At 34.2% G+C, this 26,699-nt stretch carries 23 protein-coding genes; 10 read left to right on the forward strand and 13 right to left on the reverse strand.

Going from position 1 to position 26,699, the window contains the following annotated elements:
- Positions 1-32: 32 nt before the first annotated feature.
- From EIG86_RS13495 to ahcY, 3 genes are all read right to left on the reverse strand, one after another.
- On the reverse strand, positions 33-872 hold the full coding sequence (locus EIG86_RS13495) for a tetratricopeptide repeat protein (protein ID WP_127846708.1): 840 nt from the start codon (positions 870-872) through the stop codon (positions 33-35).
- 138 nt (positions 873-1,010) lie between these two features.
- Positions 1,011-1,547, reverse strand: coding sequence for an EF-hand domain-containing protein (locus EIG86_RS13500; protein WP_127846709.1), 537 nt, complete (start codon positions 1,545-1,547; stop codon positions 1,011-1,013).
- A gap of 361 nt (positions 1,548-1,908) precedes the next feature.
- Complete coding sequence (gene ahcY, locus EIG86_RS13505) at positions 1,909-3,225, reverse strand: adenosylhomocysteinase (protein ID WP_127846710.1); 1,317 nt, start codon at positions 3,223-3,225, stop codon at positions 1,909-1,911.
- A 55-nt stretch (positions 3,226-3,280) separates the two neighbouring features.
- Between ahcY and EIG86_RS13510 the strand changes: the two genes are divergently transcribed.
- The gene (locus tag EIG86_RS13510) at positions 3,281-3,913 is read left to right on the forward strand and encodes a 4'-phosphopantetheinyl transferase family protein (protein ID WP_127846767.1); all 633 of its coding nucleotides are present in this window, start codon (positions 3,281-3,283) and stop codon (positions 3,911-3,913) included.
- 251 nt (positions 3,914-4,164) lie between these two features.
- Here EIG86_RS13510 and EIG86_RS13515 read toward each other — a convergent pair whose 3' ends face one another.
- Entirely contained in the window at positions 4,165-5,532 is a 1,368-nt protein-coding gene (locus EIG86_RS13515) for a saccharopine dehydrogenase family protein (RefSeq protein ID WP_127846711.1), read from the reverse strand.
- A 75-nt stretch (positions 5,533-5,607) separates the two neighbouring features.
- On the opposite strand from EIG86_RS13515, the gene EIG86_RS13520 reads away from it, so the two are divergent.
- Positions 5,608-5,997: a DUF423 domain-containing protein gene (locus EIG86_RS13520; RefSeq protein WP_127846712.1), complete on the forward strand. Its 390-nt coding sequence runs from the start codon at positions 5,608-5,610 to the stop codon at positions 5,995-5,997.
- A gap of 70 nt (positions 5,998-6,067) precedes the next feature.
- Positions 6,068-7,666 (forward strand): phosphoenolpyruvate carboxykinase (ATP), encoded by a 1,599-nt coding sequence (gene pckA, locus EIG86_RS13525; protein WP_127846768.1) that lies wholly within the window; start codon positions 6,068-6,070, stop codon positions 7,664-7,666.
- 191 nt (positions 7,667-7,857) lie between these two features.
- On the opposite strand, the gene EIG86_RS13530 is transcribed toward pckA, so the two are convergent.
- Both EIG86_RS13530 and EIG86_RS13535 read right to left on the reverse strand, forming a co-directional pair.
- Positions 7,858-8,598, reverse strand: coding sequence for a uroporphyrinogen-III synthase (locus EIG86_RS13530; protein WP_127846713.1), 741 nt, complete (start codon positions 8,596-8,598; stop codon positions 7,858-7,860).
- 29 nt (positions 8,599-8,627) lie between these two features.
- Positions 8,628-9,287: a DUF4271 domain-containing protein gene (locus EIG86_RS13535; protein ID WP_127846714.1), complete on the reverse strand. Its 660-nt coding sequence runs from the start codon at positions 9,285-9,287 to the stop codon at positions 8,628-8,630.
- A gap of 100 nt (positions 9,288-9,387) precedes the next feature.
- Here EIG86_RS13535 and EIG86_RS13540 point away from each other — a divergent pair, with 100 nt between their 5' ends.
- The 3 genes from EIG86_RS13540 to EIG86_RS13550 are packed head-to-tail and all read left to right on the forward strand — an operon-like array spanning position 9,388 to position 11,919.
- The gene (locus EIG86_RS13540; protein ID WP_127846715.1) at positions 9,388-10,113 is read left to right on the forward strand and encodes a polyprenol monophosphomannose synthase; all 726 of its coding nucleotides are present in this window, start codon (positions 9,388-9,390) and stop codon (positions 10,111-10,113) included.
- A gap of 4 nt (positions 10,114-10,117) precedes the next feature.
- A complete protein-coding gene (locus EIG86_RS13545; protein WP_127846716.1) occupies positions 10,118-11,458 on the forward strand; it encodes a dihydroorotase in 1,341 nt (446 codons plus the stop codon).
- On the forward strand, positions 11,458-11,919 hold the full coding sequence (locus tag EIG86_RS13550; RefSeq protein WP_127846717.1) for a DUF4296 domain-containing protein: 462 nt from the start codon (positions 11,458-11,460) through the stop codon (positions 11,917-11,919). Before EIG86_RS13545 ends, EIG86_RS13550 begins: the two co-directional genes overlap by 1 nt.
- A gap of 420 nt (positions 11,920-12,339) precedes the next feature.
- Here EIG86_RS13550 and EIG86_RS13555 read toward each other — a convergent pair whose 3' ends face one another.
- Positions 12,340-13,341: an NAD-dependent epimerase/dehydratase family protein gene (locus EIG86_RS13555; protein ID WP_127846718.1), complete on the reverse strand. Its 1,002-nt coding sequence runs from the start codon at positions 13,339-13,341 to the stop codon at positions 12,340-12,342.
- 73 nt (positions 13,342-13,414) lie between these two features.
- Here EIG86_RS13555 and tyrS point away from each other — a divergent pair, with 73 nt between their 5' ends.
- Positions 13,415-14,713 (forward strand): tyrosine--tRNA ligase, encoded by a 1,299-nt coding sequence (tyrS, locus tag EIG86_RS13560; RefSeq protein ID WP_127846719.1) that lies wholly within the window; start codon positions 13,415-13,417, stop codon positions 14,711-14,713.
- 602 nt (positions 14,714-15,315) lie between these two features.
- Here the strand turns inward: tyrS and EIG86_RS13565 are convergent.
- Genes EIG86_RS13565 through surE form a run of 3 tightly spaced genes read right to left on the reverse strand, consistent with a single transcriptional unit; the run spans position 15,316 to position 16,845 of the window.
- Positions 15,316-15,792 carry an acyl-CoA thioesterase gene (locus tag EIG86_RS13565; RefSeq protein ID WP_127846720.1) on the reverse strand — a complete coding sequence of 159 codons (477 nt, stop codon included), beginning with the start codon at positions 15,790-15,792 and terminating at the stop codon, positions 15,316-15,318.
- A 2-nt stretch (positions 15,793-15,794) separates the two neighbouring features.
- Entirely contained in the window at positions 15,795-16,076 is a 282-nt protein-coding gene (locus EIG86_RS13570; protein WP_127846721.1) for a hypothetical protein, read from the reverse strand.
- Positions 16,069-16,845, reverse strand: a complete 777-nt coding sequence (gene surE, locus EIG86_RS13575; protein ID WP_127846722.1) for a 5'/3'-nucleotidase SurE — start codon at positions 16,843-16,845, stop codon at positions 16,069-16,071. Before surE ends, EIG86_RS13570 begins: the two co-directional genes overlap by 8 nt.
- A gap of 164 nt (positions 16,846-17,009) precedes the next feature.
- Here surE and EIG86_RS13580 point away from each other — a divergent pair, with 164 nt between their 5' ends.
- Positions 17,010-19,160 (forward strand): carboxy terminal-processing peptidase, encoded by a 2,151-nt coding sequence (locus EIG86_RS13580; RefSeq protein ID WP_127846723.1) that lies wholly within the window; start codon positions 17,010-17,012, stop codon positions 19,158-19,160.
- A gap of 18 nt (positions 19,161-19,178) precedes the next feature.
- On the forward strand, positions 19,179-20,276 hold the full coding sequence (locus EIG86_RS13585) for an ABC transporter permease (protein ID WP_127846724.1): 1,098 nt from the start codon (positions 19,179-19,181) through the stop codon (positions 20,274-20,276).
- Here the strand turns inward: EIG86_RS13585 and lepA are convergent.
- The gene (gene lepA, locus EIG86_RS13590) at positions 20,273-22,069 is read right to left on the reverse strand and encodes a translation elongation factor 4 (protein WP_127846725.1); all 1,797 of its coding nucleotides are present in this window, start codon (positions 22,067-22,069) and stop codon (positions 20,273-20,275) included. The two genes, EIG86_RS13585 and lepA, sit on opposite strands and share 4 nt — an antisense overlap.
- Positions 22,070-22,217: 148 nt before the next feature.
- Between lepA and dusB the strand changes: the two genes are divergently transcribed.
- Positions 22,218-23,210, forward strand: coding sequence for a tRNA dihydrouridine synthase DusB (gene dusB, locus EIG86_RS13595; RefSeq protein ID WP_127846726.1), 993 nt, complete (start codon positions 22,218-22,220; stop codon positions 23,208-23,210).
- Between the two features lie 268 nt (positions 23,211-23,478).
- Here dusB and EIG86_RS13600 read toward each other — a convergent pair whose 3' ends face one another.
- The gene (locus EIG86_RS13600) at positions 23,479-23,817 is read right to left on the reverse strand and encodes a single-stranded DNA-binding protein (protein WP_127846727.1); all 339 of its coding nucleotides are present in this window, start codon (positions 23,815-23,817) and stop codon (positions 23,479-23,481) included.
- A 251-nt stretch (positions 23,818-24,068) separates the two neighbouring features.
- Positions 24,069-26,678, reverse strand: coding sequence for a T9SS-dependent M36 family metallopeptidase (locus EIG86_RS13605; RefSeq protein WP_127846728.1), 2,610 nt, complete (start codon positions 26,676-26,678; stop codon positions 24,069-24,071).
- Positions 26,679-26,699: the final 21 nt, after the last annotated feature.

Genomic DNA, 26,699 nt, shown 5'->3' on the forward strand with positions numbered 1-26,699 from the left:
TTATTTGAGTTTCTGTTGAAATATATTCTGGCTTATAAATCGAAATTCATTTTTTTCAATTGCTCTGCAGATTTTGAATTCGGATTTTCAGGTTGAAAAGAATCTAATAGTCTATTTGCCTTTTCAATATTCTTTCTGTTTTTTTTAGCTAAATCAATATATTTCAATAAAATTTTAGCTGAATTCAAATTTTTGAAACCCGTTTCTAATATTTCAAATTGCTTTTCTATTTGTTCTGTTTCAGCATAAAATTCGGAAAAATTCAGATAGACTTTTTCAGATTTCTGGATATCTAAAGCGGTTTCATAGTAAGCTTCAGCTTTGTTGAAATCTTCAGATTTCTGATAAATATGTGCCCAAGCTAATTTGCCATCAGCAGCATCTATATTTTGGATTTCTCGTGCAAATTGTTTCGCTTTAGATTCGCTACCACCAGCAATTCCGGGTAATTCTAAATACATTTCTAACATTGCTCTTCGTGACTGAATATGATTTTCATCCAATTCTGCAGCTTTATGCAAGTGGGTTTTTACTTCATCGAGTAAACTCATCGCTTTGAATGGGTTGGAATTTTTCGCTACCAAGCCCAAAGCACCACCATACTTAAAGTGATAATCTGCATTTTCAGGAAATTCTTCAACTAAAGTTTTGGCAATGTCTGCAGATTCTTGCCACTTTTCTAATTCGGCATAACTAGCACTTAAATATTCTCTGGCTTCTACAGATTTTGGATTTTGTGTGAGATAATTTTTAAAATAATCAACTGCTTCTTTATAGTATTCATTTTCATAAGCAGTTTTTGCTTTTTCTAAAGTAGGTTGTGCAAATAAAATTGTAGGCAAGCTAAGTATTAGTAAGAAAAAATGCTTCATTATTTCAGTTTTGATTTATAGTAGCTTCTATGGATAAAAATAGAAAAATATGATTGAAGATATTGCAATATTAGAAATAAAAAAGGATAGCTAAAATTTAAAGCTATCCTAAATAAGAAATAGAATTTAAAGTAATAATTATACGTCTAAGTAATAAGCTTTGAAACTGTTCCATTCATATTTACTTAAAACTCCGTTATCATCTACATCCCAATTATTAAAGACATATTCAGCAAGCTCATATTCACTTATATAATTATCGCTATCTAAATCAACATCTGTAAAATATTGGGTATCGTATATCACTTCATAATATTCGTCATAATCTATTAAACCATCTTCATCGGTGTCAATAAAACCAATTTTTTCGTTAACTAGATAATCGTCATAAAAATAATTATAACCGATTAACCATTCTTCATCAGACAGAAAGCCATCATTATCTGTATCCAATCCTGCAAAAGACTCCTTGAAAAAACCTTCTTCAATTATACCATCAGGTTCAGCGCCCTCTGCCCAAACTGGATAATACTCTTTGATAAAATTATCTGTAAATTCTTCTTTTTCTATTAAATAATCGTCGTCCTCATCCCATTCATCAAAATCCTGTTGTGCAAATATCAGAGAAGAACATAAAATGAAAAAACTACTAAGCGTTAATTTGAATAAATTCATAATTTATTTTTTTTGATTAAACATATCTTAAATTTATAAAAACTGTTCAATTATTTAATCAAATTATTACTGTTTAACTGTGTTTTAACCAGTCTTGTTAATCAATTTTAAATTTTTTAATTAAGCATTAGCTCGGTATAAGATTTGATGAAAATTTCATAAAAACACACCTATTGTTAAATCGAAATATAAAAACTTATACACTTGAAATATCAAAAAAATTTCAATACCAAAAATTCTTCAAGATTCGTATTTAAAGTTTAAGCCTAAAAAAACCAAGCCATTCAGACTTGGTTTTATCTAAGTTTTATAATAAATATTCTGTTGAACTTAACTTCAATAAAATATTTTTAAACAGAAATTAATATCTATAGTATTCTGGTTTGAAAGGACCTTCCACCTTAACGCCAATATAGTCGGCTTGGTCAGATTTCAACTCTGTTAATTCTACACCGATACGTTCCAAATGAAGTTTTGCGACTTTTTCATCCAAATGTTTTGGCAGCATATAAACTTCATTTTTATATTCGTCAGTGTTCTTCCAAAGTTCAAGTTGTGCTAAAGTTTGATTGGTGAAGGAGTTACTCATTACAAAACTTGGATGACCTGTAGCACAACCTAGATTGACCAAACGACCTTCAGCTAGGATAAGTATATCTTTTCCGTCTATGGTATATTTGTCAACCTGAGGCTTAATTTCAACTTTAGTGCTGCCGTGGTTTTTCTTTAACCATGCCATGTCTATCTCATTATCGAAATGACCGATATTACAAACAATTGTTTTGTCTTTGAACATTTCGAAATGCTCGCCTCTAATAATGTCTTTATTTCCGGTAGTTGTGATAACGATATCCGCTTTTTCAGCAACGGTTTCAAGTTTTTTCACTTCAAAACCATCCATAGCAGCTTGTAATGCACAAATTGGATCAATTTCTGTAATGGTGACAATGGAGCCTGCACCACGGAAAGAAGCTGCTGTTCCTTTACCAACATCGCCATAACCACAAACCACCACTCTTTTGCCAGCCAACATCACATCGGTGGCACGTCTAATAGCGTCAACGGCGCTTTCTCTACAGCCGTATTTATTGTCAAATTTAGATTTCGTCACACTGTCGTTAACATTGATTGCTGGCATTGGCAAAGTTCCGTTTTTCATTCTTTCATAAAGTCTGTGAACACCAGTAGTGGTTTCTTCAGACAATCCTTTGATGCCTTCGGCTAGTTGAGGATAATCGTCTAAAACCATATTGGTTAGATCTCCTCCATCGTCCAAAATCATGTTTAGCGGTTTGCGATCTTCACCGAAAAATAAAGTTTGCTCGATGCACCAGTTGAATTCTTCTTCGGTCATGCCTTTCCAAGCGTAAACTGGTATGCCTGCTTGAGCGATAGCTGCAGCCGCGTGATCTTGTGTAGAAAAAATATTGCAAGAACTCCAAGTCACTTCAGCACCAAGTTCAACTAAAGTTTCGATAAGCACAGCCGTTTGGATAGTCATGTGCAAACATCCTGCGATTCTAGCACCTTTCAGTGGTTTATCTTTTCCAAATTCTTCTCTCAACGCCATTAATCCTGGCATTTCAGATTGGGCTAGTTCGATTTCTCTTCTACCCCATTCAGCTAGTGAAATATCTTTAACTTTATAAGGTGTATAAGGTACTGCTTCTGTGCTCATAAGTAAAATTATTATATTTTTGAAGGACAAAAATAAACAAACTCAAAATAGTTTTATGCCGATTTACAAAACAATAACAGTAGATGAACAAACAACCGCAGTAATTTGGAAAATTAATGAATCTTTAGAAACCTTGAGTGAAGGCATTCAATTAACAGATTATTGCCAATCACGGTTTGATGTCATGCAATCTGAAGTTCATAGAAAAGGATTTATGAGCATTCGTCATCTACTGAGATTTTTTGGTTATACTGATTTAGATTTGATTTACGACGAAAAAGGCAAACCTCATCTTAATGACGGCAAATACATATCTATCACACATTCTTTTGAATTTACAGCTGTTATTGTTTCTAACAAACGTGTTGGTATTGATATTGAAAAGCAGCGAGAAAAAATTAAAAAAATAGCGCCCAAATTCACACCTATTGAAGAATATAAAGCCTTGGGTAATGGTGAGGATTTGATTCGAAAACTAACGATTGTTTGGGGTGCTAAAGAATCGCTTTACAAATTATACGGCAAACGCGGCTTGCTTTTTCTCCATGATATTTTTGTTTACGATTTTGACATTTCAGCTTCAGAAACAAAAGCTAAAGTAATGCATCAAAACCGAGTGACGTTTTATATTTTACACTTCCTGGAGTTTGAAGGTTTTACTTGCGTGTATGCTATTGCAGATTCCTAATATATTTTTGAACAAATAACATTTAGTCTATTATGAAACTAATCACTGACACTTTTAGGACTATTCCCAATTTTAGGGATGCTTCTCACCTTTATTATCATATTTTATTTTTTAAGAGTTTGTTATTTGCTAATTAAATTTTTAAAGTTGAAAATCAAAAAATTAGAAAATCAACCTTGATTATTATACAATAAAACGGCCCTAAACACTAAGAGATTAAAGCCGTTTTGAAAATTAAATTTGTATTTTAATTAATTCAGATTATCTGGGTTGTAGCCCAAATATTCACGTTCTCGTTCTTCAAATTTTATATTGAAATTTTCTAATTCTTTTAAAATTGGATTGTAAACTTCAGGATGAATTGGTCTTAAAACACCTTTTTTGGTGATTTCGCCATTCAGAATTTTCAGGGTGGCAATACCAACAGGCAAACCAACCGTTTTAGCCATTGCTGTATAGGTTTGATCTTCACCAATGCTAACCATGGTAGAATCGATTTGTTTTTTTTCTCCATTGAGTTCGTAACCAAATTTATGATACATCACAATCATATCTTTGTCATCTGGTTTCAGCGTCCATTTTTCTTCTAAAATTTTCTGTAAAGCTTGCGCCGGTGTGGCATCTTTCAAGCCGATTTTCTTTTTCGGATTGAAAATATCTAGTTCTTCCAATTTATCCCAAATCAAATCATCTTGGTCTATCTTCATGCTTTGTCTCAACTTCAACTCTACAGAATCTGTCGGTGAATACGGCAAAAATGAATTGATAAATTCACGATAACTCATATTTTCTGTGTCTTGCATTGTGTAAGTATCATCTGTAACACCTAACTGAACAAAAACGTTCCAGGCTTTACTGAATCCTACGCGACGTAAAGTTCCACGGTAAATTGTAGGAATGTCTTCCAAACCATAAATGCTACGGTAGGCCAGTGAATTTCTATTGGCTAAACCTTCAAAACGACCATATTTTGGAATTTGTAAAAATTCTGTACGACGGAATAATCTTTGGTAAGGAATATATTTATATTGACCTTCTTGAATAAATTCTGCTGCACCGCCTTGCCCAGCTACAACAACATTTCTAGGATTCCAAGTGAATTTGTAATGCCATAAATTATCATCACTTTCTGGAGCTACCAAACCACCTGTGAAAGATTCAAACATCAACATTTTCCCGCCTTTTTCACGAATGCTATCTAAAACTTGCATGGCGCTCATGTGGTCTATTCCTGGATCCACACCGATTTCATTCATAAAAGTCAATCCATTGGCTTTCACATCTCCATCTAGAGCTTCCATTTCTTTTGAAACATAAGATGCCGTGACCATATTTTTATTGAATTTCACACAATCTTTAGCCACCTGAATATGAAATCTGGCTGGCAACATAGAAATCACAATATCTGCATCCTGAATAGCTTTCTCACGCTGGTCTTCTTCAAAAATATCCAAAGCCATTGCTTCTGCATTTTTATGATTTCTGGCTAGTTTTTTGGCATTGTCTAGAGATAAATCAGCAATTTTCAGTTTTATGTTTTCAGCTTCAGAATGATCCAACAAAAATCGAACTAAAGACGAAGTGGACTTCCCTGCTCCTATAATTAATATTGTACGCATATTTGAATATGAATTTTAATGAGTAAATTTGTGAAATACGAAACTACACAAATTAAAATTGAATTTTAAATCGACATGCGAACAAATCTCATTCTTTTAGGCAGTTTTTTAGGTTTTATTGGGATTATTTTAGGTGCTTTTGGCGCTCACGGACTTGAAAAAGTACTTGAAGTAGAGCAAATCCAAACTTTTGAAACAGGAGTGAGATACCAAATTTATCATGCCTTGTTTTTACTATTTTTAGGAAGTCAAAAATTCACTTCTCATAAAATTAATAATATTCTATTTTGGTTTATTTTAATAGGTGTTATTTTATTTTCAGGTTCTATTTATGGTTTAGCAACAAACTCATTGTCAAGCTTTGATTTTAAAGCCATAGCTTGGCTTACTCCTATTGGCGGTAGTCTTTTGATAATAAGCTGGTTATTGTTATTTATTAATATTTTAAAGAATCGAAACAAATAATAAGAATTATCAGTTTTATTTAAAATAAAGTCTTTAAATTTGCTTGTCATAATAACAACACAATATTATGATGGATAAAAACACCAAAACTACGAAAACGTTTGCGTTAGATAATTATGGTATTACCTCAGACAAAATTCATTACCAACTATCTCCCGAAGAACTTCACAAAATTACAATTGAAAAAGGCCAAGGCAAAGAAGTCGATTCTGGTGCTTTAGCCATCAATACTGGCGAATTCACAGGGCGCTCTCCAAAAGACAGATTTATTGTTAAAGACGAGATAACCAAGGATGAAGTCTGGTGGAGCAATATCAATTTACCATTCGATGCCGATAAGTTTGACAAACTTTACGATAAAGTCGTAAATTACTTAAGCGATAAAGAACTTTTCGTTAGAGACGCTTACGCATGTGCAGATGACAATTATAGATTGAATATCAGACATATTAATGAGTACTCATGGAGCAACATGTTTGCATACAATATGTTTTTGAGACCAACAGAAAGCGAATTAGAAAATTTTGAACCAGAGTGGACAGTTATCAATGCACCAGGTTTTATGGCAAACCCAGAAATCGATGGTACAAGAGCGCATAATTTCGCCATTCTGAATTTCACTAAGAAAATAGCACTTATAGGTGGTACAGGTTATACTGGAGAAATTAAAAAAGGAATTTTCTCTGCACTGAATTTCATCTTACCAGTGATGAAAAACACACTACCAATGCACTGCTCTGCAAATGTTGGCGAAGATGGCGACACTGCTATTTTCTTCGGGCTTTCAGGCACCGGAAAAACAACACTCTCGGCAGATCCAAATAGAAAACTTATTGGAGATGACGAGCACGGCTGGACCAATGAAAATACGGTGTTCAATTTTGAAGGCGGATGTTATGCCAAAGTGATTGATTTGACTAAAGAAAAAGAACCTGATATTTTTAAAGCAATCAAACCTGGTGCTATTTTGGAAAACGTCACTATTGAAGACGGAAAAGTGCTTTTTAAAGATTCTACAATTACACAAAATACACGAGTCAGTTACCCTATTCATCATATCGACAATATTCAGCCAGGTTCGGTTGGAGAAAATCCAAAAAATATCTTTTTCTTAACTGCAGATGCTTTTGGTGTCTTGCCTCCAATTAGTAAACTCACACCAGGACAAGCGGCTTTTCATTTCATTAGCGGTTATACCGCCAAAGTTGCTGGCACAGAAGCTGGAATCGATGAACCTGTTCCGAGTTTCTCTGCGTGTTTTGGCGCTCCATTTATGCCGCTTCATCCAACACGATACGCTACTATGCTTAGTGAAAAAATGAAAGAAGCTGGCGTTAATGTTTGGCTAGTCAATACTGGATGGACTGGCGGACCTTATGGTACAGGACATCGTATGAAATTGAAATATACACGTGCAATGATTACCGCTGCGCTAAAAGGAGAATTGGAAAATGTGAAATATGAAACGCATGAGGTTTTTGGATTATCTATGCCAAAAACTTGTCCAAATGTGCCAAATGATGTTTTGAATCCAAAAGAAACTTGGCAAGACAAATCTGCTTATGACACAAAAGCCAAACAATTAGCAAAATCTTTCCAAGACAACTTTGAAAAATTCGAAAGTTACGCTAACAAAGAAATTGTAGAAGGTGCGCCTTCTGTCAATTAATTAAAAAAAAATTAGCTTCTAAAGCTTGCCAGAATTTTAATTTGGGCAAGTTTTTTTTGTTTGAAGAAATTATAATTCTGAAATCTAATAGTCGGACTTGCTCCTTTAGAAACTTCTTGATTTAATGAAACGAAAACACCCAATTATAAAATTTACAATTGGGTGTTTTTATTAGCAAATAAAAATTTGATTTATTTATTGTCTTTGATATAATTTTCCAAAGCCATTGTCATTGAGGGTGTTTCAGGCGTTGGAGCTTTGATTTGAACATTCAATCCTTTTTCTTCGGCTGCTTTGATTGTTGTATTTCCGAAAGCTGCAATTTTAGTACCTTTTTGTTCAAAATCAGGGAAATTTTCATACAAAGATTTGATTCCGCTAGGACTAAAAAACACAACAATATCATAGGATACTTCACGCAAATGCGATAAGTCACTTACCACAGTTTTATAAAACACACCTCTGGTCCAATCTACACCTAATTTATCCAATTGCTGTGGAATAATCGGCTTCAACATGTCTGAAGATGGCAACAAAAATTTTTCGTCTTTGTGTTTTTTAATACTAGATTCTAGCTCTTGAAAAGTTCGTTTACCAACGTAAATTTTACGCTTTCTATAAACAACATATTTTTGTAAGTAAAAAGCAACAGCCTCACTCAAACAAAAATATTTCAAGGAATCTGGTATTTTGTAACGCATTTCTTCAGCAATTCTAAAGAAATTATCAACTGCATTACGACTGGTAAGGATGATAGCAGAAAATTTGGAAATATCAATTTTTTGCTGACGAACTTCTTTAGTGTCTACTGGCTCAACATGGATAAATGGGATAAAATCAATTTTAACTTTTAGTTTATCCTCAAGCTCAGAATACGGTGAATGTTCGACGTTAGGTTTAGGTTGTGAAATTAGAATATTTTTCACTTTCATATAGCTTAGCTTTTCTAGCACCGACTTTATCAAGTAATATTAACCACTTTAAAAAGAATTATATACGGTGCGATTTCAAAAGCGCAAAGGTACAAAATAAAATAAAACGAATATGCTAAAATGTTACTTTGATAATTAATCAAATAATAGATGACTCTAAACATATAGATTACAGCCGCCAGAATAGCACAAAAACCTATAATATAGGGATCATTGAAATCTTGAAAATAAAAAATGAGCGCCAACGGAAATAGCAAAAATAAGCTAAGCCATGTCAAAATGCTTTGTTTGAAAAATAAGTATTTGCTCGCTTGATTTTCAATTTCAAATAAATCGCCAACAATTTTTTCAATTAAATATTTGCTAATAATAAAAATTGAAGCTAAAAATAAAATCTGAAAATACTTAAAAATATCGAAATCAGTATGCAAATTCACTTCAGGCAAAACCACGTAAACAAAAGCAGACAAGCCGAAAAGTCCAGCAACAAAAAGCAAAACTTCAAAAATCTCTATGCGACGCAATTCTGAAAACTTTTTGCTAATAAATTCAAGATTGAAAATTAAACCGGCAAACGCATGAAACAGAGCCGATTTATTCCACTTTGCAATAACAAGCAACAAGGCTACAAAAACCAAAATGGCTGTAATCCAAAAATGATTTTCTATGTATCTAAAACTAACTTGCACAACTTAATTTTAGCACAAATGTAAATTAAAAAGGATTTTTAATGGTTAATTTTCGGTTTGAAAAATTATATATTTGTCCACCTAACTTCAAATTCCATTGATGTCTCAAAAATTAGTCATCATACCAACTTACAACGAGGTCGAAAATATTGAACGCATTGTCAGAAATATTTTTTCGCAACCTGTAGATTTTCAGATTTTAGTTGTTGACGATAATTCACCAGATCAAACTTGGGCTTTAGTTCAGGAGCTTCAAAAAGATTTTCCAGGACAACTTCACTTAGAAATCAGAAATGCAAAAAGTGGATTAGGCAAAGCTTACATTCACGGTTTCAAATGGGCTTTACAAAGAGATTATCAATTTATTTTTGAAATGGATGCTGACTTTTCTCATAATCCAAATGATCTAATTCGTTTATTCAATGCTAGCAGCAAACAGAATTTTGACCTAGTTATTGGTTCTCGATATATCAAAGGCGTAAATGTTATCAACTGGCCAATGAAGCGAGTTTTGATGTCATGGATTGCCTCAAAATACGTCAAACTTATCACTGGATTGCAGATTGAAGATACCACTGCAGGATTTGTTTGCTACAAAAGAGAAGTTTTGGAAACTTTGGATATGGATAAAATCAAATTCATTGGTTATGCCTTTCAAATAGAAATGAAGTTTAAAGCTTTCAAAAAAGGCTTTAAAGTAAAAGAAATCCCTGTTATCTTTACAGATCGAACCAAAGGAAAATCAAAAATGAGCAGCGGCATAATTGCTGAAGCTATTTTTGGTGTTATCAATTTAAAATTAAAAAGCATCCTCGGAAAACTGTAATATTATGAAAGAATACCTCATCAAAAACGCTAAAATCGTCAATGAAAACAAGATTTTTGAAGGCGATGTTCACCTAAAAGATGGTCTTATTATGGAGGTTTCAAACTCCATAAGTGCCAAAAACAGCGATATTCAAATTATTGATGCTTCTGGGAAATATCTTATTCCTGGTGTTATAGACGATCAAGTTCATTTTCGCGAACCTGGATTAACTCATAAAGAAAGCATTCTGACAGGCTCAAGAGCAGCGATTTCAGGCGGAATAACTTCTTACTTCGAAATGCCAAATACCAATCCACAAACCACAACAATTGATAAATTGGAAGAAAAATTTGCCATAGCCGCAAAAGATTCTTACGCCAACTATTCATTTATGTTTGGTGGTACTAATGATAATTTGGAAGAAATAAAAAAAATAAATCCGAAAACCACAGCTGCTTTAAAATTATTTCTCGGTTCATCTACAGGAAATATGCTGGTTGATGATAAAAAAGTTTTGGAAGAAATTTTTAAGCATTCGCCTTTGATTATTGCCACACATTGTGAAGACGAAACGACCATACAGAATAATCTTGAAGAATATAGAAAAAAGTATGGTGATGATATTCCGATAGAAAGTCACCCTAAAATTCGAAGTGAAGAAGCCTGTTATTTATCCTCTTCCAACGCTGTAGCTTTAGCTAAAAAAACAGGCGCTAGACTACATGTATTTCACTTATCTACTGCCAAAGAATTGAAACTTTTCAGTAATAAAAAACCACTGAAAGACAAAAAAATTACTGCGGAAGTTTGCATTCATCATTTATGGTTCGACGATTCTAAATATGCTGATAAAGGAACCCACATCAAATGGAATCCAGCGGTAAAAACCGCTAAAGACCGCAAAGCTTTATTGAAAGCGTTGAAAAATGATTTATTGGACGTTGTTGCCACAGACCACGCGCCACATACTGCTGAAGAAAAAAATAATAAATATACCGATGCGCCCAGCGGCGGACCTTTGGTACAACATGCTTTGCCTGCAATGCTGGAATTTTTCCACCAAGGTGAACTTAAATTAGAAAAAATAGTAGAAAAAATGTGCCACAACCCTGCGATACTTTTTGAAGTTGAAAAGCGTGGTTTCATCAGAGAAGGTTATAAAGCTGACATAGTTCTTTTAGACCTAAACGCACCGTGGACTGTACAAAAAGACAATATTTTTTATAAATGTGGTTGGTCTCCTTTTGAAAAAACAACTTTCAAATCTAGAGTAACGCATACTTTCGTTAACGGGCATTTGGCGTACGAAAACTTTAAGTTTTCTGAAACTAAGTTTGCTGAACGCATAAAATTTGACAGGTAATGAAAAAACTCTGCCTTTTCTTAGGTATTCTGATTGCTTTTACCGCTTGCCAAGATGTTGAAACTTCACCACCAAAGCCTAAGAAGTTATTGTCTGAAAAGCAGATGCAAGATTTGATGTATGACATGATTTTGCTTGATGCTGCAACTGGTGTAAATAATCCAAAGCTTCAAGAGTTAGATATAGAAATGTACGATTTTTTGACTGAAAAATATAACATTGACAGCACAACACTTAAGCAAAATATAGATTATTACAATTACGAGTTTCAAACCAATTTGGATATTTATGAATCTGTAAAAGACAGTATCGAATTTCTCAAACAACATTACGACTCTATACAAAATCTTAGAGACAGCCTTAGAAAAATTGAACGTCAAAAAATGGATTCCCTAAAACTCAAAGATTCTACAGCTTATAAAAAGCAAATGAAATTACAGAAATTGAAGCCGATGAAATAGTAAAATCTGAGCTTTCAATTCGTTTTCAATCATTTATCTAACTTAAAAGCTTTTCGTTTTTTGACAACATTGATGAAACTTAATGTAAAAATCAGAAACAAAATTGAGTCCTTGATCCAATTAATTGAGCTATCGCTAAACCCGAAGTTGGAGATTTTGTAAACGAAGAATAGGCTTAAAAACAAGACGTAAAATACTGACAAAAAATTGAAAAATTTGCTTTTAGTGTAACCTGATATACTTTTGCCTTTAAATAATCGATATACGACAAAAACCAAATATGGAATAATGACTAGGACAACTGCCCAAAATTGATAAAAAAACTCTAAAAATTGACTTTCTAGCATTATTCAACTTTTTTTGAATGGAGAAATTTACAAAACACTTTTACATTTTATAGCTATTGCTTTATAAAATAAGTCACTCCCGCACCCTTTTCGCAATTTGCTGAATACTTTGCGAAATGGATTGAAATTTAAAGTCAATGGCGTTTTCAATTTTAGAAGCGTCGTAATAAGAATGTTTAAATAAATCTGGAATCGAACGCCAAGTCAGTTGGCGTTTGTGAGCACTAAATTTGGCTCTTACATATTCTACAAACCAAGCAATATAAAGCATCCAAGGTTTCAGCGCTATATTTGGTGGTTTAGCATCAAACGCATTTGCTAAATCTGTCAATAACTTTTTGAAACTGAGATTTTCAGAAACCAAAATAAACCTTTCGTTTTTGATTTCAGAATCCATCAAAGTAAACATCGCGTCAGCGACATCGTAAACACTTACAAAACCTGTCGTTTTCTGAGGATAAAATTTAATTCCTGCTTTAGCTTTTTCAATAATTCTGCCGCTACCATTTGATAAAAATCCGTCGCCTAGAATGACACCAGGATTGACAATCACCACATCCAAGCCTTCTTGAGAAGCGCGCCAAACTTCGGTTTCTGCACCATATTTACTAATGCTATAAGCAGATTTCTTAAGTTCCAAATTAATTGGTGTTTCCTCGGTGGTTTTTTTACCAACTAAAGGATGACCAAGAGTAGCGATAGAACTGACGTGGCAAAATTTCTCAACATCAAAAGCCAAAGCTACATTTACCATATTGGCGGTGCCTTCAATATTGACTTTACGCATTTTTTTGTAGTCAGCCGGACTATTACTGATGAATCCAGCACAATGATACACGCGATTTATGGTTTCAAAAATATGTTCTAAATCTGGAATTTTTAAAACATCGGCTTTCTGCCATTCCACATAATTGGAGATTTCTGACTCGGAAATACCGTATTTTTTAATGACATCTATGGTTTGATTTTTTTTTTCTTCAGAGCGATACATTGCTCTAGAATAAGATTTCTCTACAATCAATTTTGCCAAAAGATGACAACCTACAAGTCCTGTTGCGCCACTAACTAAATTCATTTGGTAAATATAGCAATTTCCAAAGTTGTATAATTTTTCATTATAATATCTTTGTGGCAAATTCTGAATAATAATGAAAAAAGATTTTATAGAAGAAGTCACTTGGCGTGGAATGATTCATGATTTTATGCCTGGAACTCAAGAACACCTCAACGAATCTTCCAGAGCGGCTTATGTCGGCATAGACCCCACTGCAGATTCTTTACATATCGGACATTTGGTTGGCGTCATGTTGTTGCGTCATTTTCAATTGGCAGGACATAAACCTGTAGCTTTAATCGGTGGTGCAACAGGAATGATTGGTGATCCGTCTGGAAAATCTGAAGAGCGAAATCTGTTGGATGAATCCACATTGAGACACAATCAAGATGCCATCAAACTTCAGCTATCTAAATTTTTGGAATTTGACAAAAACCAAGATAATGCTGCCGTTTTGGTTAATAATTACGATTGGATGAAAGATTTTTCGTTCCTAGATTTCATTCGTGATGTTGGCAAACATATTACGGTGAATTATATGATGGCGAAAGATTCCGTAAAAAAACGTTTGTCTAAAGATGCCAAAGAAGGCATGAGTTTTACGGAATTCACCTACCAATTGGTACAAGGCTATGACTTTTTACATTTGTACAGAAGTCAAAATTGCACTTTACAAATGGGCGGCAGCGATCAGTGGGGAAACATTACCACTGGAACAGAAATGATAAGACGAATAGACCAAGGCAAAGGTTTTGCCCTGACTTGTCCACTCATCACCAAAGCTGACGGCACGAAATTCGGCAAAACGGCAACTGGAAATATTTGGTTAGACCCGAAGAAAACTTCGCCTTATAAATTTTTCCAATATTGGATCAATACGAGCGATGAAGATGCAGAGAAATTCATCAAAATCTTTACGTTTCTATCCAAATCTGAAATAGAAGAATTGGTAAAAACCCACCAAGAAGCACCTCATCAAAGATTATTGCAAAATAAATTAGCAGATATCATAACTGAAACAGTACATTCGGCTGATGCTCTAGAGAACGCTAAAAAAGCTAGTAATGTTTTGTTTGGAAAAAGTACAGGAGAAGATTTAGCAGAATTAGATGAAGATACATTTTTAGATGTTTTTGAAGGCGTACCAATGAAAATTTTACCGAATTCTATCTTGGAAAACGGATTGGATATGATTGCCGCTCTTTCTGCTGAAACCGGGTTTTTAGATTCCAACGGTGAAGCGAGAAGAGCTTTGAAACAAAATGCAGTAGCCGTTAATAAGTCAAAAGTTGACGAAAACTTTAAAATTGAATCCAAAAATCTAATCAACAATAAATACGTACTCATCAATAAGGGAAAGAAAAATATGTATTTGATTAAGTTTGAATCATAGAATTCATTACATTCAAAATGAAATCCACTTAACGTCTTGAAATCGATTCAAGACGTTTTTGGTTTTAAAACGATAAAGCCCCGAGTTTGAGACTCGAGGCTTTACCTAACTAACCAATCTATTATGAAAAAACTTCATCCTGATGCAAATATAAGACACATAATAAATCCTGCAAGCTAAAGTAATGTTAAAAAGCAATAAAATTTAATTTAATATATAAGACCCTGATTAATAAATGCTTGAAAATGTTAATATACATTTGTATTGCTTAATGAGTTTAAAAAAAGCTTCGTATTGTTCAATTAAGGAAGGGGGTGAAAATATAAAGAAATCAGACTTAAGACAATTGTAGTGCTAAAAGGTTTAATTGCTGTTCAAAAATTTTCTTGAATTTTTTGAAAAAATTAAAGCCCCGAGTTTTGAACTCGAGGCTTTAACTAACTAACCAATCTATTATGAAAAAACTTCATCCTGATGCAAATATAGAATAGTTTATCTATACTGGAACAATAATAAATGTTAAAAAGCAATAAAATTTAAAGAAAAAATTTAAATATCTGTTTTTCATATATTTAAACATTGTTAAGTTTCATTATTATTGCTTATTTTAAATCATTAGGTTTCTGGTCAAATTTTCTAGTATCTTCTTTAGTTAATACTTTAAAACTATCTGTTCTGGTCATTTGTTCTAAAGATACCAAAAGATGATGAGGCAATTCTGTAAGTTGTCGAGAAGTCAAATCAATCCAGGCTCCCATCATTTCACATCTTGCACAATTTTTTCCATCTTGATTATAGATATTATGTTCAAACTGGAAGAACATTCCGTTTTTACTCAAACCCTTCAATTCCAAACTAACTCTAACTTGATCTTCTGGTTTCAGTTCTTTAAAATAATAAATGTGTTCATAGAATACAATCGGACCTAAATTCTCTTTGACTAATTCTGCTTGCGAAAAGCCACTTTCAGTCAAAAACGCCATTCTCGTATGGCTCATAAAATTTTGATATGAAGAATTTGCCAAGTGTCGATTTGCATCTAAATCGCTCCACCGAATTTCAAAATTTTTTAAATACATAATTAGATTAATTTAGTTACAAGAATCACGACTGCACTCAAAATTGTTGCAATCAAAACACCTCTGGCACGGTAGTCCTGCTTTTTCTTGATGAATACAAAAAAGGGCAAGAAATTCAATATTGCGCCCAATGCTATAATGCTGCCTAAAATATCTTTTTCGGAAGCAGTTATTAAAACCTCTTCAAACTCTCTCCCCATCACCAAAGTGATATACAAGAACATACCAGAAACATTAGCTAGCAGTCCGATTAATAATCCTATAATAATTTCTTTTTTAACCATTGATTTTCCAAGTTTTAATTTCGTCTATAAAATGATGCGCTGTCAAGTCGAATTGAATCGGAACTATAGAAGCATAACCTGCATCGAGTGCTTCAACATCGGTGTCTGGTCCTTCATCTTCATTGATGAATTCCCCAGCTAACCAGTAATAATCTCGACCTTGTGGATTTTTTCTTTTGTCAAACTGCTCTTGCCATCGCGCTTTAGCTTGTCGACAAATTTTCGCGCCTTTTATTTTATCTATTGCAGGAAAGTTAACATTCAAAACAACGCCTTTAGGCAAGCCATTGTTCAAAACTTCTTTTGTAATTTTTTTGACCCATTTTGTGGTTGGTTCAAAATCAGCTTCCATAGAATAATCTGTCAAAGAAAAACCTATCGCTGGAATTCCTTCCACACCAGCTTCTACAGCAGCACTCATAGTTCCGGAATAGATTACATTTATCGATGAATTAGATCCGTGATTAATCCCGCTAACGCATAAATCTGGTTTGCGTTTCAATATTTCTTGAGTTGCAATTTTCACACAATCTGTGGGTGTTCCAGAACAAGAAAATTCTTTTATATCTGAATATTTATCAATCGTTGTTGGGTCGCAATATAAATTATCGTTTATGGTAATTGCATGTCCCATCCCACTCTGAGGTCGGTCGGGCGCAACTACAACAACTTCACCCAAAGTATGCATTATTTTGATAAGATGACGAATTCCAGGCGCTGTGATGCCATCATCATTGGTGACCAAAATTAAAGGTTTTTGATTTTCCATATGTTATTTTTGAAGCGACTAAAATAAACATTTCGGAGGAGTTTAAACTTCTAAAGGACGTTTAACAAATTATTAGCTTCATGTAAGATTTGTGGTATAATATTTACTGTAAATTGTAAAACTATTATTTTGTTATAAATTTGTAGATAATGAAAACAATGAAAATGAGAAAAATAATCATTCGCAGAAACCTAATTGCCCTACTTTTACTCACCATTCTATCGGTGACTTCCTGTAGTTTCACTACCAAAAAATTTGACACTGAAGACTCAGACAAAGATAAAATTCTTTTGGAACTTATCACATATGTCATCAAAGAAGGACATTTTGATATGAGAGAAATTGATGATGATTTTTCAACCGCAGTATATGAAGATTATATACAAGGGTTAGACCCAATTAAAAGACATTTTTTAGCTAGCGACGTTGAAGAATTTGAAGCATATAAAACGCAACTCGACGATCAGCTCGAAAATAAAAATCTTATTTTTTTCAATTTAACAATTGAAAGACTAAAAGAGAGAATGGAAGAATCTAAATCTTTCTATAGAGAATTATTAGACAAGCCTTTCGATTTTTCTGAAGATGAAATGATCAATACTGATTATGAAGAGCGAGAATTTGCGGCCACTAAATCTGAACTCAAAGAAAGATGGCGTAAGCAATTTAAATTTACCACACTCTCCACATATTACGACAAGATAGAGGAACAACAAAATGCTTTGGAAAATGGCGAAGATATTGAAGTCAAATCTAAAGACGAATTGGAAGCTGAAGCAAGAGAAATTACGCTAGAGTCTATTGAAAATTATTTTGACACAATGTCAGATTTAGAACGCAAAGACTGGTTCAGCTTATATATCAATTCTCTAGTGAGTCAATTTGACCCGCACACCAATTATTTTGCTCCAAGAGACAAAGACAGATTCGATATTTCTATGTCTGGAAAATTAGAAGGCATCGGCGCTAGGTTACAAAAGGAAAGAGATAATGTGAAAATTGTTGAAGTTATTTCAGGCGGACCAGCTTGGAGTAACGGTGAACTAGAAGTTGGAGACCTGATTCAAAAAGTGAAGCAAGAAGATGAAGAAGAGGCTGTCGATATTCGTGGAATGCGTCTAGATGATGCTGTTGAACTGATTAAAGGTCCTAAAGGAACTAAAGTTGTATTGACGGTTAAAAAAGTAGATGGTAAAATTGAAACTATTGAAATAATAAGAGATGTTGTAGAAATTGAAGAAACTTACGCAAAATCTTCGACTGTAAAAAAAGACAACTCAACCTATGGAGTAATCAACCTGCCTAAATTTTATTTCGATATGGAAAACTATAACGAAAGAAATGCAGCTTCAGACATTAGAAAAGAACTTGAAAGACTAAAAGACATTAATGCTGAAGGGTTGATTATTGACTTAAGAAACAATGGCGGTGGATCTTTATCTACAGTAGTTGACATTGCTGGGTTCTTTATCGAGAAAGGTCCAATTGTACAAGTTAGAGATGCCAAAAATAATACTGAAATATTACGTGATAAAGACCCTAAAATTGTTTGGGATAAACCTTTGGTTATATTAGTAAATGAATTATCAGCCTCTGCTTCAGAAATTTTGGCCGCAGCCATGCAAGATTACAAAAGAGCCGTTATTATTGGTAGTAACCAAACTTATGGAAAAGGTACAGTTCAAAATGTAATCGATTTGAATCGCTGGATGAGAAATAGTTCTTTGGGTGATATGGGTGCTTTAAAAATTACAACTCAAAAATTTTACAGAATTAATGGCGGATCGACTCAACTTAAAGGAGTCGAAAGTGACGTTCCAGTTCCAGATCGCTATTCTTATATTGATATTGGAGAGAGAGATTATGAAAACCCAATGCCTTGGGATAAGATTTCAGCAGCAAGTTTCGAAAAATGGAATGATTACAAGAATTGGGATAAAATCATTGAAAAAAGTCGTGAAAGATTATCTCAAAATGAACAAATCCAACTTATTGACGAAAACGCACAATGGGTAAAATCACAAAGAGACCGAAATGATTTCAGCTTGAATTACGAAGATTTTAAAGCACAAGTCAATTTGGTAGAAGAAAAATCTGAAAAATTCAAGGATATTTCAGAATACAAAACAGGTCTTTTATTTGAATCACTTCCTTATGAACAACAATTGATTTCTAAAGATTCATCTCTAGCTGAAAAGCGTAAAAGATGGCATGAAACTTTAGCGAAAGACGTTTATGTTCAGGAAGCACTGAATGTTCTGGACGATTTGAAATCTAGCTCAAAAGAAAGCGAGTTGGCAGCAAGAAAAGAGTAATTAATTATGCTTTAAGGTTTGAAAGACAAACAATCATTACAAGCTATTGCGCTCCAAAAATTCAAAAAGAATCTTTGGGGCGTTTTAAGTTTTTGGTATATCCTACTTTGTTTATTCATAGGTATTTTTGCTTATGTTTTAAGCCCTGACGATTCACAAAACGCAAATATGATGGCCTTGTCTATTCATTCCCAACCACCTGGATTTTCTTGCCAAGTTTTAGAAATTCCAAATCAAAATGAGTCCAAATCTTACCTTTCCAATTTCTTTTTTGGCAAAGAATCGCCGAATGAAATTATACCTATCAACGATTTTCGTATAAACAATGACACTCTACATTATTTGGAATATGGTATAAATGATCGGGCTTTGGAGAATAGCATTTCTTTAGAGAAATTTGAAAATCTGAAAAAATCAGAAGTTGCTTCTCAATATATTTATCAGAAAACTTTTCTTTTAGGTACAGATAAATACGGTAGAGATTTGCTAAGTCGAATGCTAATTGGCATTCGGATTTCTTTTTCTGTAGGTTTTATCTCAGTGTTTATTTCCTTGGTTCTAGGAATTTTTCTTGGTGCAGTTTCAGGATATTTCGGAGGAAAAATAGATGCAGCAATTATGTGGCTCATTAATGTCACCTGGTCTATTCCTACTTTACTTTTAGTCATTGCTATTACTTTAGCTTTAGGAAAAGGATTTTGGCAAGTTTTTATTGCCGTAGGACTTACAATGTGGGTTGAAGTCGCCAGAGTTGTTCGCGGTCAAGTAATGAGTGTAAAATCTGCGCAATATGTTACGGCTGCTCGAGCTTTAGGATTTGGTGATTTCAGAATCATCAGCAAACACATTCTACCAAATATTTTAGCGCCAGTAATTGTGATTTCGGCAGCCAATTTCGCTGCTGCTATTCTTATAGAAAGTGGACTGAGTTTTTTAGGAATTGGTGCGCAACCTCCTACTCCGAGCTGGGGCGCAATGATTAAAGATCACTACAGCTACATCATTCTTGGCAAAGCTTATCTTGCCATTATTCCAGGACTAGGAATCATGAGTTTGGTCATGGCTTTTATGCTTATCGGCAATGCTTTGAGAGATGCTTTAGACGTTAAAACCTAATCATTCAATTTTAAGACTGCCATAAAAGCTTCTTGTGGAATTTCAACATTCCCAACCTGACGCATTCGTTTTTTACCCTTCTTTTGCTTTTCTAATAATTTACGCTTTCTAGAAATATCACCACCGTAACATTTTGCTGTTACATCTTTACGCAAAGCTTTTACAGTTTCTCTTGAAATAATTTTAGCACCAATAGCTGCTTGAATTGGAATATCAAATTGTTGGCGAGGAATTAACTCTTTGAGTTTTTCACAGATTTTCTTTCCGATATCGTAAGCGTTATCTGCGTGAATTAAGGCTGAAAGCGCATCTACAGTATTTCCATTGAGAAGAATATCAACTTTTACCAATTTCGACTTGCGCATACCGATTGGCGAATAGTCAAAAGATGCGTAACCGCGAGAAACCGTTTTCAAACGGTCATAAAAATCGAATACAATTTCAGCCAAAGGCATATCAAAACTAAGTTCTACACGGTCTTGCGTCAAATAAGTTTGGTTGGTGATTTCACCTCGCTTTTCTATACACAAAGACATCACTGGACCAACATAATCCGATTTCGTAATAATACTTGCTTTAATGAACGGCTCTTCTACCCGATCTAAATATGATGGTTCAGGCAAATCTGAAGGATTGCTTACAATAAGTGCTTCATCCGGCGATTTCAGTGTAAATGCATGATAAGAAACGTTTGGCACAGTTGTAATAACTGTCATGTCAAATTCTCTTTCTAATCGTTCTTGTATGATTTCTAAATGCAGCATCCCTAAAAAGCCACAACGAAAACCAAAGCCTAAAGCAGCCGAACTTTCGGGAACAAAAACTAAGGAAGCATCGTTGAGTTGCAACTTCTCCATGGCGTTTCTTAGATCTTCATATTCGTCAGTTTCAACTGGATAAATTCCGGCGAAAACCATAGGTTTTACATCTTCAAAACCTGCCACAGCATTTTGAGTTGGATTTTCAAAATCAGTAATGGTATCTCCAACCTTTACTTCTTTGGCATTTTTAATGCCTGTAATCAAATAGCCAACATCGCCAGTTTCAATTTCTTTTTTTGGAAACTGAACAAGCTTTAAAGTTCCAACTTCATCTGCGGAATATTTTTTGCCTGTCGCTACAAATTTAATTTGTTGATTTTTCTTTATACTTCCATCAAATACACGGAAATAAGTTTCAATTCCACGAAATGGATTGTATACAGAATCGAAAACCAAAGCACGTAATGGCGCATCAGGATTACCTTTTGGAGCAGGCACTTTTTCTACAATAGCATTCAATATATCTTCGATACCAATGCCATTTTTGGCACTAGCGCGAATTACATCCTCACGATTACAGCCAATCAAATCGACAATATCATCAGTAACCTCTTCAGGGCTGGCACTCAACAGATCGACTTTATTCAATACCGGGATAATTTCCAGATCATTTTCTAAAGCCAAATATAAATTTGAAATGGTTTGCGCCTGGATACTTTGTGCCGCATCTACCACAAGCAAAGCACCTTCACAAGCTGCAATAGAACGAGAAACTTCATATGAAAAATCCACATGCCCAGGCGTGTCAATAAGGTTAAACACATAATCCTCACCTTTATAATTATAAACCATCTGGATGGCATGACTTTTTATCGTAATGCCACGCTCACGTTCCAAATCCATATTATCTAGAAGCTGTTCCTTGCGTTCGCGTTCTGTTACAGATTTTGTAAAATCCAACAAACGGTCTGCAAGTGTACTTTTACCGTGATCGATGTGCGCTATAATGCAAAAATTTCGAATATTCTTCATAGTCATTTACCTATTGACATCAAATGAATTGACGCTAATTTGAATCCGCAAATATAATGTAATTGTTTGGCTTTAGACTTCAATATTTGATGTGTGTAAAAGCTTTGTGCAAATTGTTTTGAATTCTGTATTTTTGCAATAAAAAATTGTGGCTAAGATAGATAACATAGATTTAGGCGAATTCCCACTGCTATTAGCACCCATGGAAGACGTTAGTGACCCGCCGTTTCGTGCGCTTTGCAAGGAATATGGAGCTGACATGGTTTATACTGAATTCGTATCCTCTGAAGGTTTAATCAGAGATGCAGCCAAAAGCGTGATGAAACTGGATATTTATGAAAAAGAGCGCCCAGTTGGCATTCAGATTTTTGGTGCCAACTTAGATTCTATGTTGAAGTCTGTAGAAATTGTTGAAAAGACAAAACCAGATGTCATCGACATTAATTTTGGTTGTCCTGTTAAGAAAGTAGTTTCCAAAGGCGCTGGCGCTGGAATTCTAAAAGATGTAGATTTGATGGTGAAACTCACCGAAGCCATGGTAAAACATACCAGTTTACCGATTACAGTAAAAACCCGTTTAGGTTGGGATCACGATTCTATCAAAATATATGAAGTTGCAGAACGTTTGCAGGACGTGGGTTGCAAAGCTATTGCAATTCACGGAAGAACGCGAGCGCAAATGTATAAAGGCGAAGCTGATTGGCGGCCAATTGCTGAGGTAAAAAACAATCCTAGAATGCACATTCCTGTGTTTGGTAACGGCGATGTAGATTCGCCTGAAAAAGCCGTAAAAATGCGGGATGAATTTGGTCTAGACGGTGCTATGATTGGTCGTGCAAGTATTGGTTCGCCTTGGTTTTTCAAAGCTGTGAAGCATTATTTTGAAACCGGCGAACATATTGCTCCGCCAGATTTGATAGAACGTGTAAATGTTGCACGCAGGCATTTACAAATGGCGATCGATTGGAAAGGTGAAAAACTTGGCGTGTTTGAAACTCGTCGACATTATACGAATTATTTCAAAGGTATTCCACATTTTAAAGAATACCGTATGAAAATGGTCACTTCTGATGATGCCAAAGATGTTTTTGACACCTTTGATGAAGTTGAAGACAAATTTGCGGATTACGAATTTGCATAAATTACTTTCTGCTTGAAATTAAATTCACTTCACTCAAAAAAAAAGACTAGTCTTTCTCAATATAAAGAGTACAATTTTTCATAAAAAAGACTAGTCGTTTTTATGAAATCTCTATTTAAAACTTATAAGATTTTAAGTGAGTATTATTTAATTCTTCAAGATTTTTAAACTCTTGAAGGGTTAAACAAATCTTATCTAGTTGAAGAATATTTAAATATAAATCTCCAAACCCTACATAACAGAAACAAGATTTGGAGATTATTTTAAGCTATGAATTTTTACTTGTCAACACAACTTCATTACAGTTGACTTCTGTAATGTAACGCTTCTCGCCGTTTTTATCTTCGTAAGAACGTGGTGTCAGTTTACCTTGAACAATAATTTCTCTGCCTTTTTCTACATATTTTTCAATGATTTCTGCAGTTTTGCCCCAAGCGACGATATTGTGCCAGTAAGTATTTGTGACTTTCTCGCCGTCGTTATTGTTGTAGAATTCATTGGTTGCCAACGAAAACTTCACTAATTTCTTTCCGGATTCCAAATTGATTACTTCAGGTGTTTGACCAACGTGTCCCATTAATTGAACTGAATTTTTTAAAGTACTCATAACAATAAAATTTAAGTGTTTATAATTTTAACACAGCCTATCTGCATTAAATCGACATAATTAAATCACATCGACAGTGCAAATATGAAACAGCATCCAAATTTTATCCGTTGAATAAACATTTACTTACTTTTACTTACGTTTGTAAACGTTTTTATCCGTTTGTAATCGTTTATTATAGAAATTGAATTCACAAAAAAACCCTGTTTAAGTCTAGCCTAAACAGGGTTTTTAAAAATTTAAAACTAAATTTATTTGATGATTAATTTTTTAGTGAATAATTTATCATTTGCTTCAATTTTCACAACATAAACACCATTTGATAATGTACTAACATTAACTTGTTGATTTTGATCTGCATTTTTTGTGGAAACCAAACGACCGTTCATGTCATAAATTTCAACTGAAGTATCTTTCAAATTGGTGTTTCCAAATTGAATTTCAAAATAATTATTTGCTGGATTTGGATAAATTTCAAACTTTTCAGTTTCAAAATTAGAGCTTGACAAGTTGCATACCAAAACATCATTAGGCGGCATATCGAAATTTTCTACTTGATCAAAACGATTAGTAGAATCACCTTGATCTGCATTCCAACCTAAACCTCTATTCGCAAAAACATCCCAAATCAAACATTGATTATCTCCGTTATTAGCCAACTGGTCTGCTTGGAGAATAGCGTCACGTCCATCCACAAACCCTGGAGCGCAACTTTGCAACTTCATACCGTCTATCACCAATTGCATTGCAATATTATTACCACCATTACCATTGTATAAATCTGGATCATAACCATATTCATCAATCAGCGCCCAGTTTAAATCCCAAAGCATCGTTGCCCAAACAAAACCAATACCGTGAGGCATGCTTAAATTACCATTGTTCGTTAAACCATAAGTTGCGTTATTTACAGCGAAATCTGTACTGTAGCGAAATGGACGAATTCCAGAACCGGTGACTGATTGACTCACTGCAAAAGTTCCATAACCGCGACCTTGAGTTGCGACATCGCCAGGTTGAATTGTCATCATCAAACCTAGCCAATCACTCCAACCTTCTCCCATTTGTTCTTCATTAAAGAGACAATTGGCATCAAATCTTCCACCGGTTAATCGTGTAGAAATACCGTGTCCATATTCGTGAGCAATAATTCCATTATCGAAGTCACCATCAATAAAATAAGGACCATTATTGGCTAAATCTGCATTAATAATTTCTCCTGAATTAAGCGCTAAAATTAAATCTTCACCAAAATCATTATCAACCATTACAGATGGAATATTAATATTTGCACCATCTCCGCCCATAGCAAAAGCTTCTTCGAAAGCATTATTATTAACCATTATCACAGCCAATGCGCCTTCGTTTTGAACTTTTTCTATTTTGCTCACAAATGTGCAATCTCCACGTCGGATCACTGCAATTTTACCGTTAATATTTGCTGTATTAATTAAGTTATCACAAGCATCCAACAAATCTGTATTACCACCGAGATTCTGATCTTCTATTAAAATCAATTCAGCTGAAATAGATGCATTCGACAATACTGGTCCAAAAGTTGCTTCGACACCGAAGTAGCCTCCTGCCAAACTTGAAGGTGAAGCAATATTTAAATTTGGGTTTGGACCACCAGGTGGCGTCCACAAATACATTTGCATGCTAGGATTGCTCCCATCTTGTCCTGTGGCAAAATTTGCGTTATTCACACCTCCGCCATCTTGAGCCTGAGCAAATACAAAATCCTCACCTAATCCGTTTCCAGAATAGTTCATTTCTTGAAAATTACCAGATGCCTCGTCAAAACCATAATTTGCCCAAACATCATGCATTAAATTATTCCAATAAAATAAATTAGTGATGGCTGCATCTTCGTTTAAAGCTGCTGGTCGATTAAAATCGATTGGGAAATCAAAATTCAAGTTAGCACCACCTTCTGGAGAATAACCAACCTGATTTATTCCTGCTCTATCTTCAAATGCCCAAACATTATTTCCTCTGGTTGTTGTATGTTCTGCACCAGTAACTCCATCGGTATCATGCCATCCAAAAGGTGAAAAGTTGAGGTCTGCGGGATCAATTTCTAAATTTCTAACGCCATGATTTGGTGATTCTACAGGCATTGGATAAACATTGTATTGCGCTGTGTTCGAAGATTGTTGCAAATTCTTATTCTGAGATTCAAAACTAGAGCTAATCGGATTATGATTATGACTCTGAGTAAATTCTGTACCTTCAAATTCACAACTCACGACGCGATCGTTTCGATCTAATATTTCACCATTGTTAGCATCAACTCTTACACTCCACCAATGAGAACCATCTTTGAGACGGATAGACATATCCCAAGCTAAACGCAATTGGTCATTTTCAGTTTGTTGAAAAACCAACTCCGCTTTAATTGGTTCTGAAGCTATATTTGATTCAGAAATCAAAAACTCATTGCTGTTTATTTCTTCTAAAATATTCGGTTGTTGCAAATCAATTAGATTTAATTCTGAAGTTAGATTTTGCAAAGCTTCAATAGCAGAAATCGAATAATTTTTTGTTTGAATCCTATTTTCTAAATCATTTTCAAAATTAAGTGAAGCATAAACAACTTCTGCATCTTTTAAAGCAAAGCTACTTATTGCATTATAAATCGCTTTCCCTTCAAATCTTTGTTGCATATAAACATGCTCAACATTAGTACTTTCTGAAAAATGTTGAGAATCTATTTGTAAATCAGACACATCTTCAAGGCTTAGATTGTAGGTCCTGATATTATTTTCTAAGTAATCATTTACAATTTGGCTTTGATTTTGCGCATTAACAAAAACGCCAAATAAGAACAAAACTAAAGCTAAGGATTTCTGATTTATCATAATATTTCAATTTTCGCTAAA

The organism is Psychroflexus aestuariivivens (assembly GCF_004010055.1).
GTDB lineage: Bacteria > Bacteroidota > Bacteroidia > Flavobacteriales > Flavobacteriaceae > Psychroflexus > Psychroflexus aestuariivivens.

Coding starts and splice junctions, on each gene's coding strand:
- pckA (WP_127846768.1), top strand. CDS start 6,068: ATGGATAAAAACACCAAAACTACGAAAACGTTTGCGTTAGATAATTAT.
- EIG86_RS13600 (WP_127846727.1), bottom strand. CDS start 23,817: ATGAGTACTTTAAAAAATTCAGTTCAATTAATGGGACACGTTGGTCAA.
- EIG86_RS13495 (WP_127846708.1), bottom strand. CDS start 872: ATGAAGCATTTTTTCTTACTAATACTTAGCTTGCCTACAATTTTATTT.
- EIG86_RS13520 (WP_127846712.1), top strand. CDS start 5,608: ATGCGAACAAATCTCATTCTTTTAGGCAGTTTTTTAGGTTTTATTGGG.
- EIG86_RS13500 (WP_127846709.1), bottom strand. CDS start 1,547: ATGAATTTATTCAAATTAACGCTTAGTAGTTTTTTCATTTTATGTTCT.
- EIG86_RS13515 (WP_127846711.1), bottom strand. CDS start 5,532: ATGCGTACAATATTAATTATAGGAGCAGGGAAGTCCACTTCGTCTTTA.
- ahcY (WP_127846710.1), bottom strand. CDS start 3,225: ATGAGCACAGAAGCAGTACCTTATACACCTTATAAAGTTAAAGATATT.
- EIG86_RS13605 (WP_127846728.1), bottom strand. CDS start 26,678: ATGATAAATCAGAAATCCTTAGCTTTAGTTTTGTTCTTATTTGGCGTT.
- EIG86_RS13580 (WP_127846723.1), top strand. CDS start 17,010: ATGAGAAAAATAATCATTCGCAGAAACCTAATTGCCCTACTTTTACTC.
- lepA (WP_127846725.1), bottom strand. CDS start 22,069: ATGAAGAATATTCGAAATTTTTGCATTATAGCGCACATCGATCACGGT.
- EIG86_RS13570 (WP_127846721.1), bottom strand. CDS start 16,076: ATGGTTAAAAAAGAAATTATTATAGGATTATTAATCGGACTGCTAGCT.
- EIG86_RS13565 (WP_127846720.1), bottom strand. CDS start 15,792: ATGTATTTAAAAAATTTTGAAATTCGGTGGAGCGATTTAGATGCAAAT.
- EIG86_RS13540 (WP_127846715.1), top strand. CDS start 9,388: ATGTCTCAAAAATTAGTCATCATACCAACTTACAACGAGGTCGAAAAT.
- surE (WP_127846722.1), bottom strand. CDS start 16,845: ATGGAAAATCAAAAACCTTTAATTTTGGTCACCAATGATGATGGCATC.
- EIG86_RS13530 (WP_127846713.1), bottom strand. CDS start 8,598: ATGAAAGTGAAAAATATTCTAATTTCACAACCTAAACCTAACGTCGAA.
- EIG86_RS13555 (WP_127846718.1), bottom strand. CDS start 13,341: ATGAATTTAGTTAGTGGCGCAACAGGACTTGTAGGTTGTCATCTTTTG.
- EIG86_RS13545 (WP_127846716.1), top strand. CDS start 10,118: ATGAAAGAATACCTCATCAAAAACGCTAAAATCGTCAATGAAAACAAG.
- EIG86_RS13510 (WP_127846767.1), top strand. CDS start 3,281: ATGCCGATTTACAAAACAATAACAGTAGATGAACAAACAACCGCAGTA.
- tyrS (WP_127846719.1), top strand. CDS start 13,415: ATGAAAAAAGATTTTATAGAAGAAGTCACTTGGCGTGGAATGATTCAT.
- EIG86_RS13550 (WP_127846717.1), top strand. CDS start 11,458: ATGAAAAAACTCTGCCTTTTCTTAGGTATTCTGATTGCTTTTACCGCT.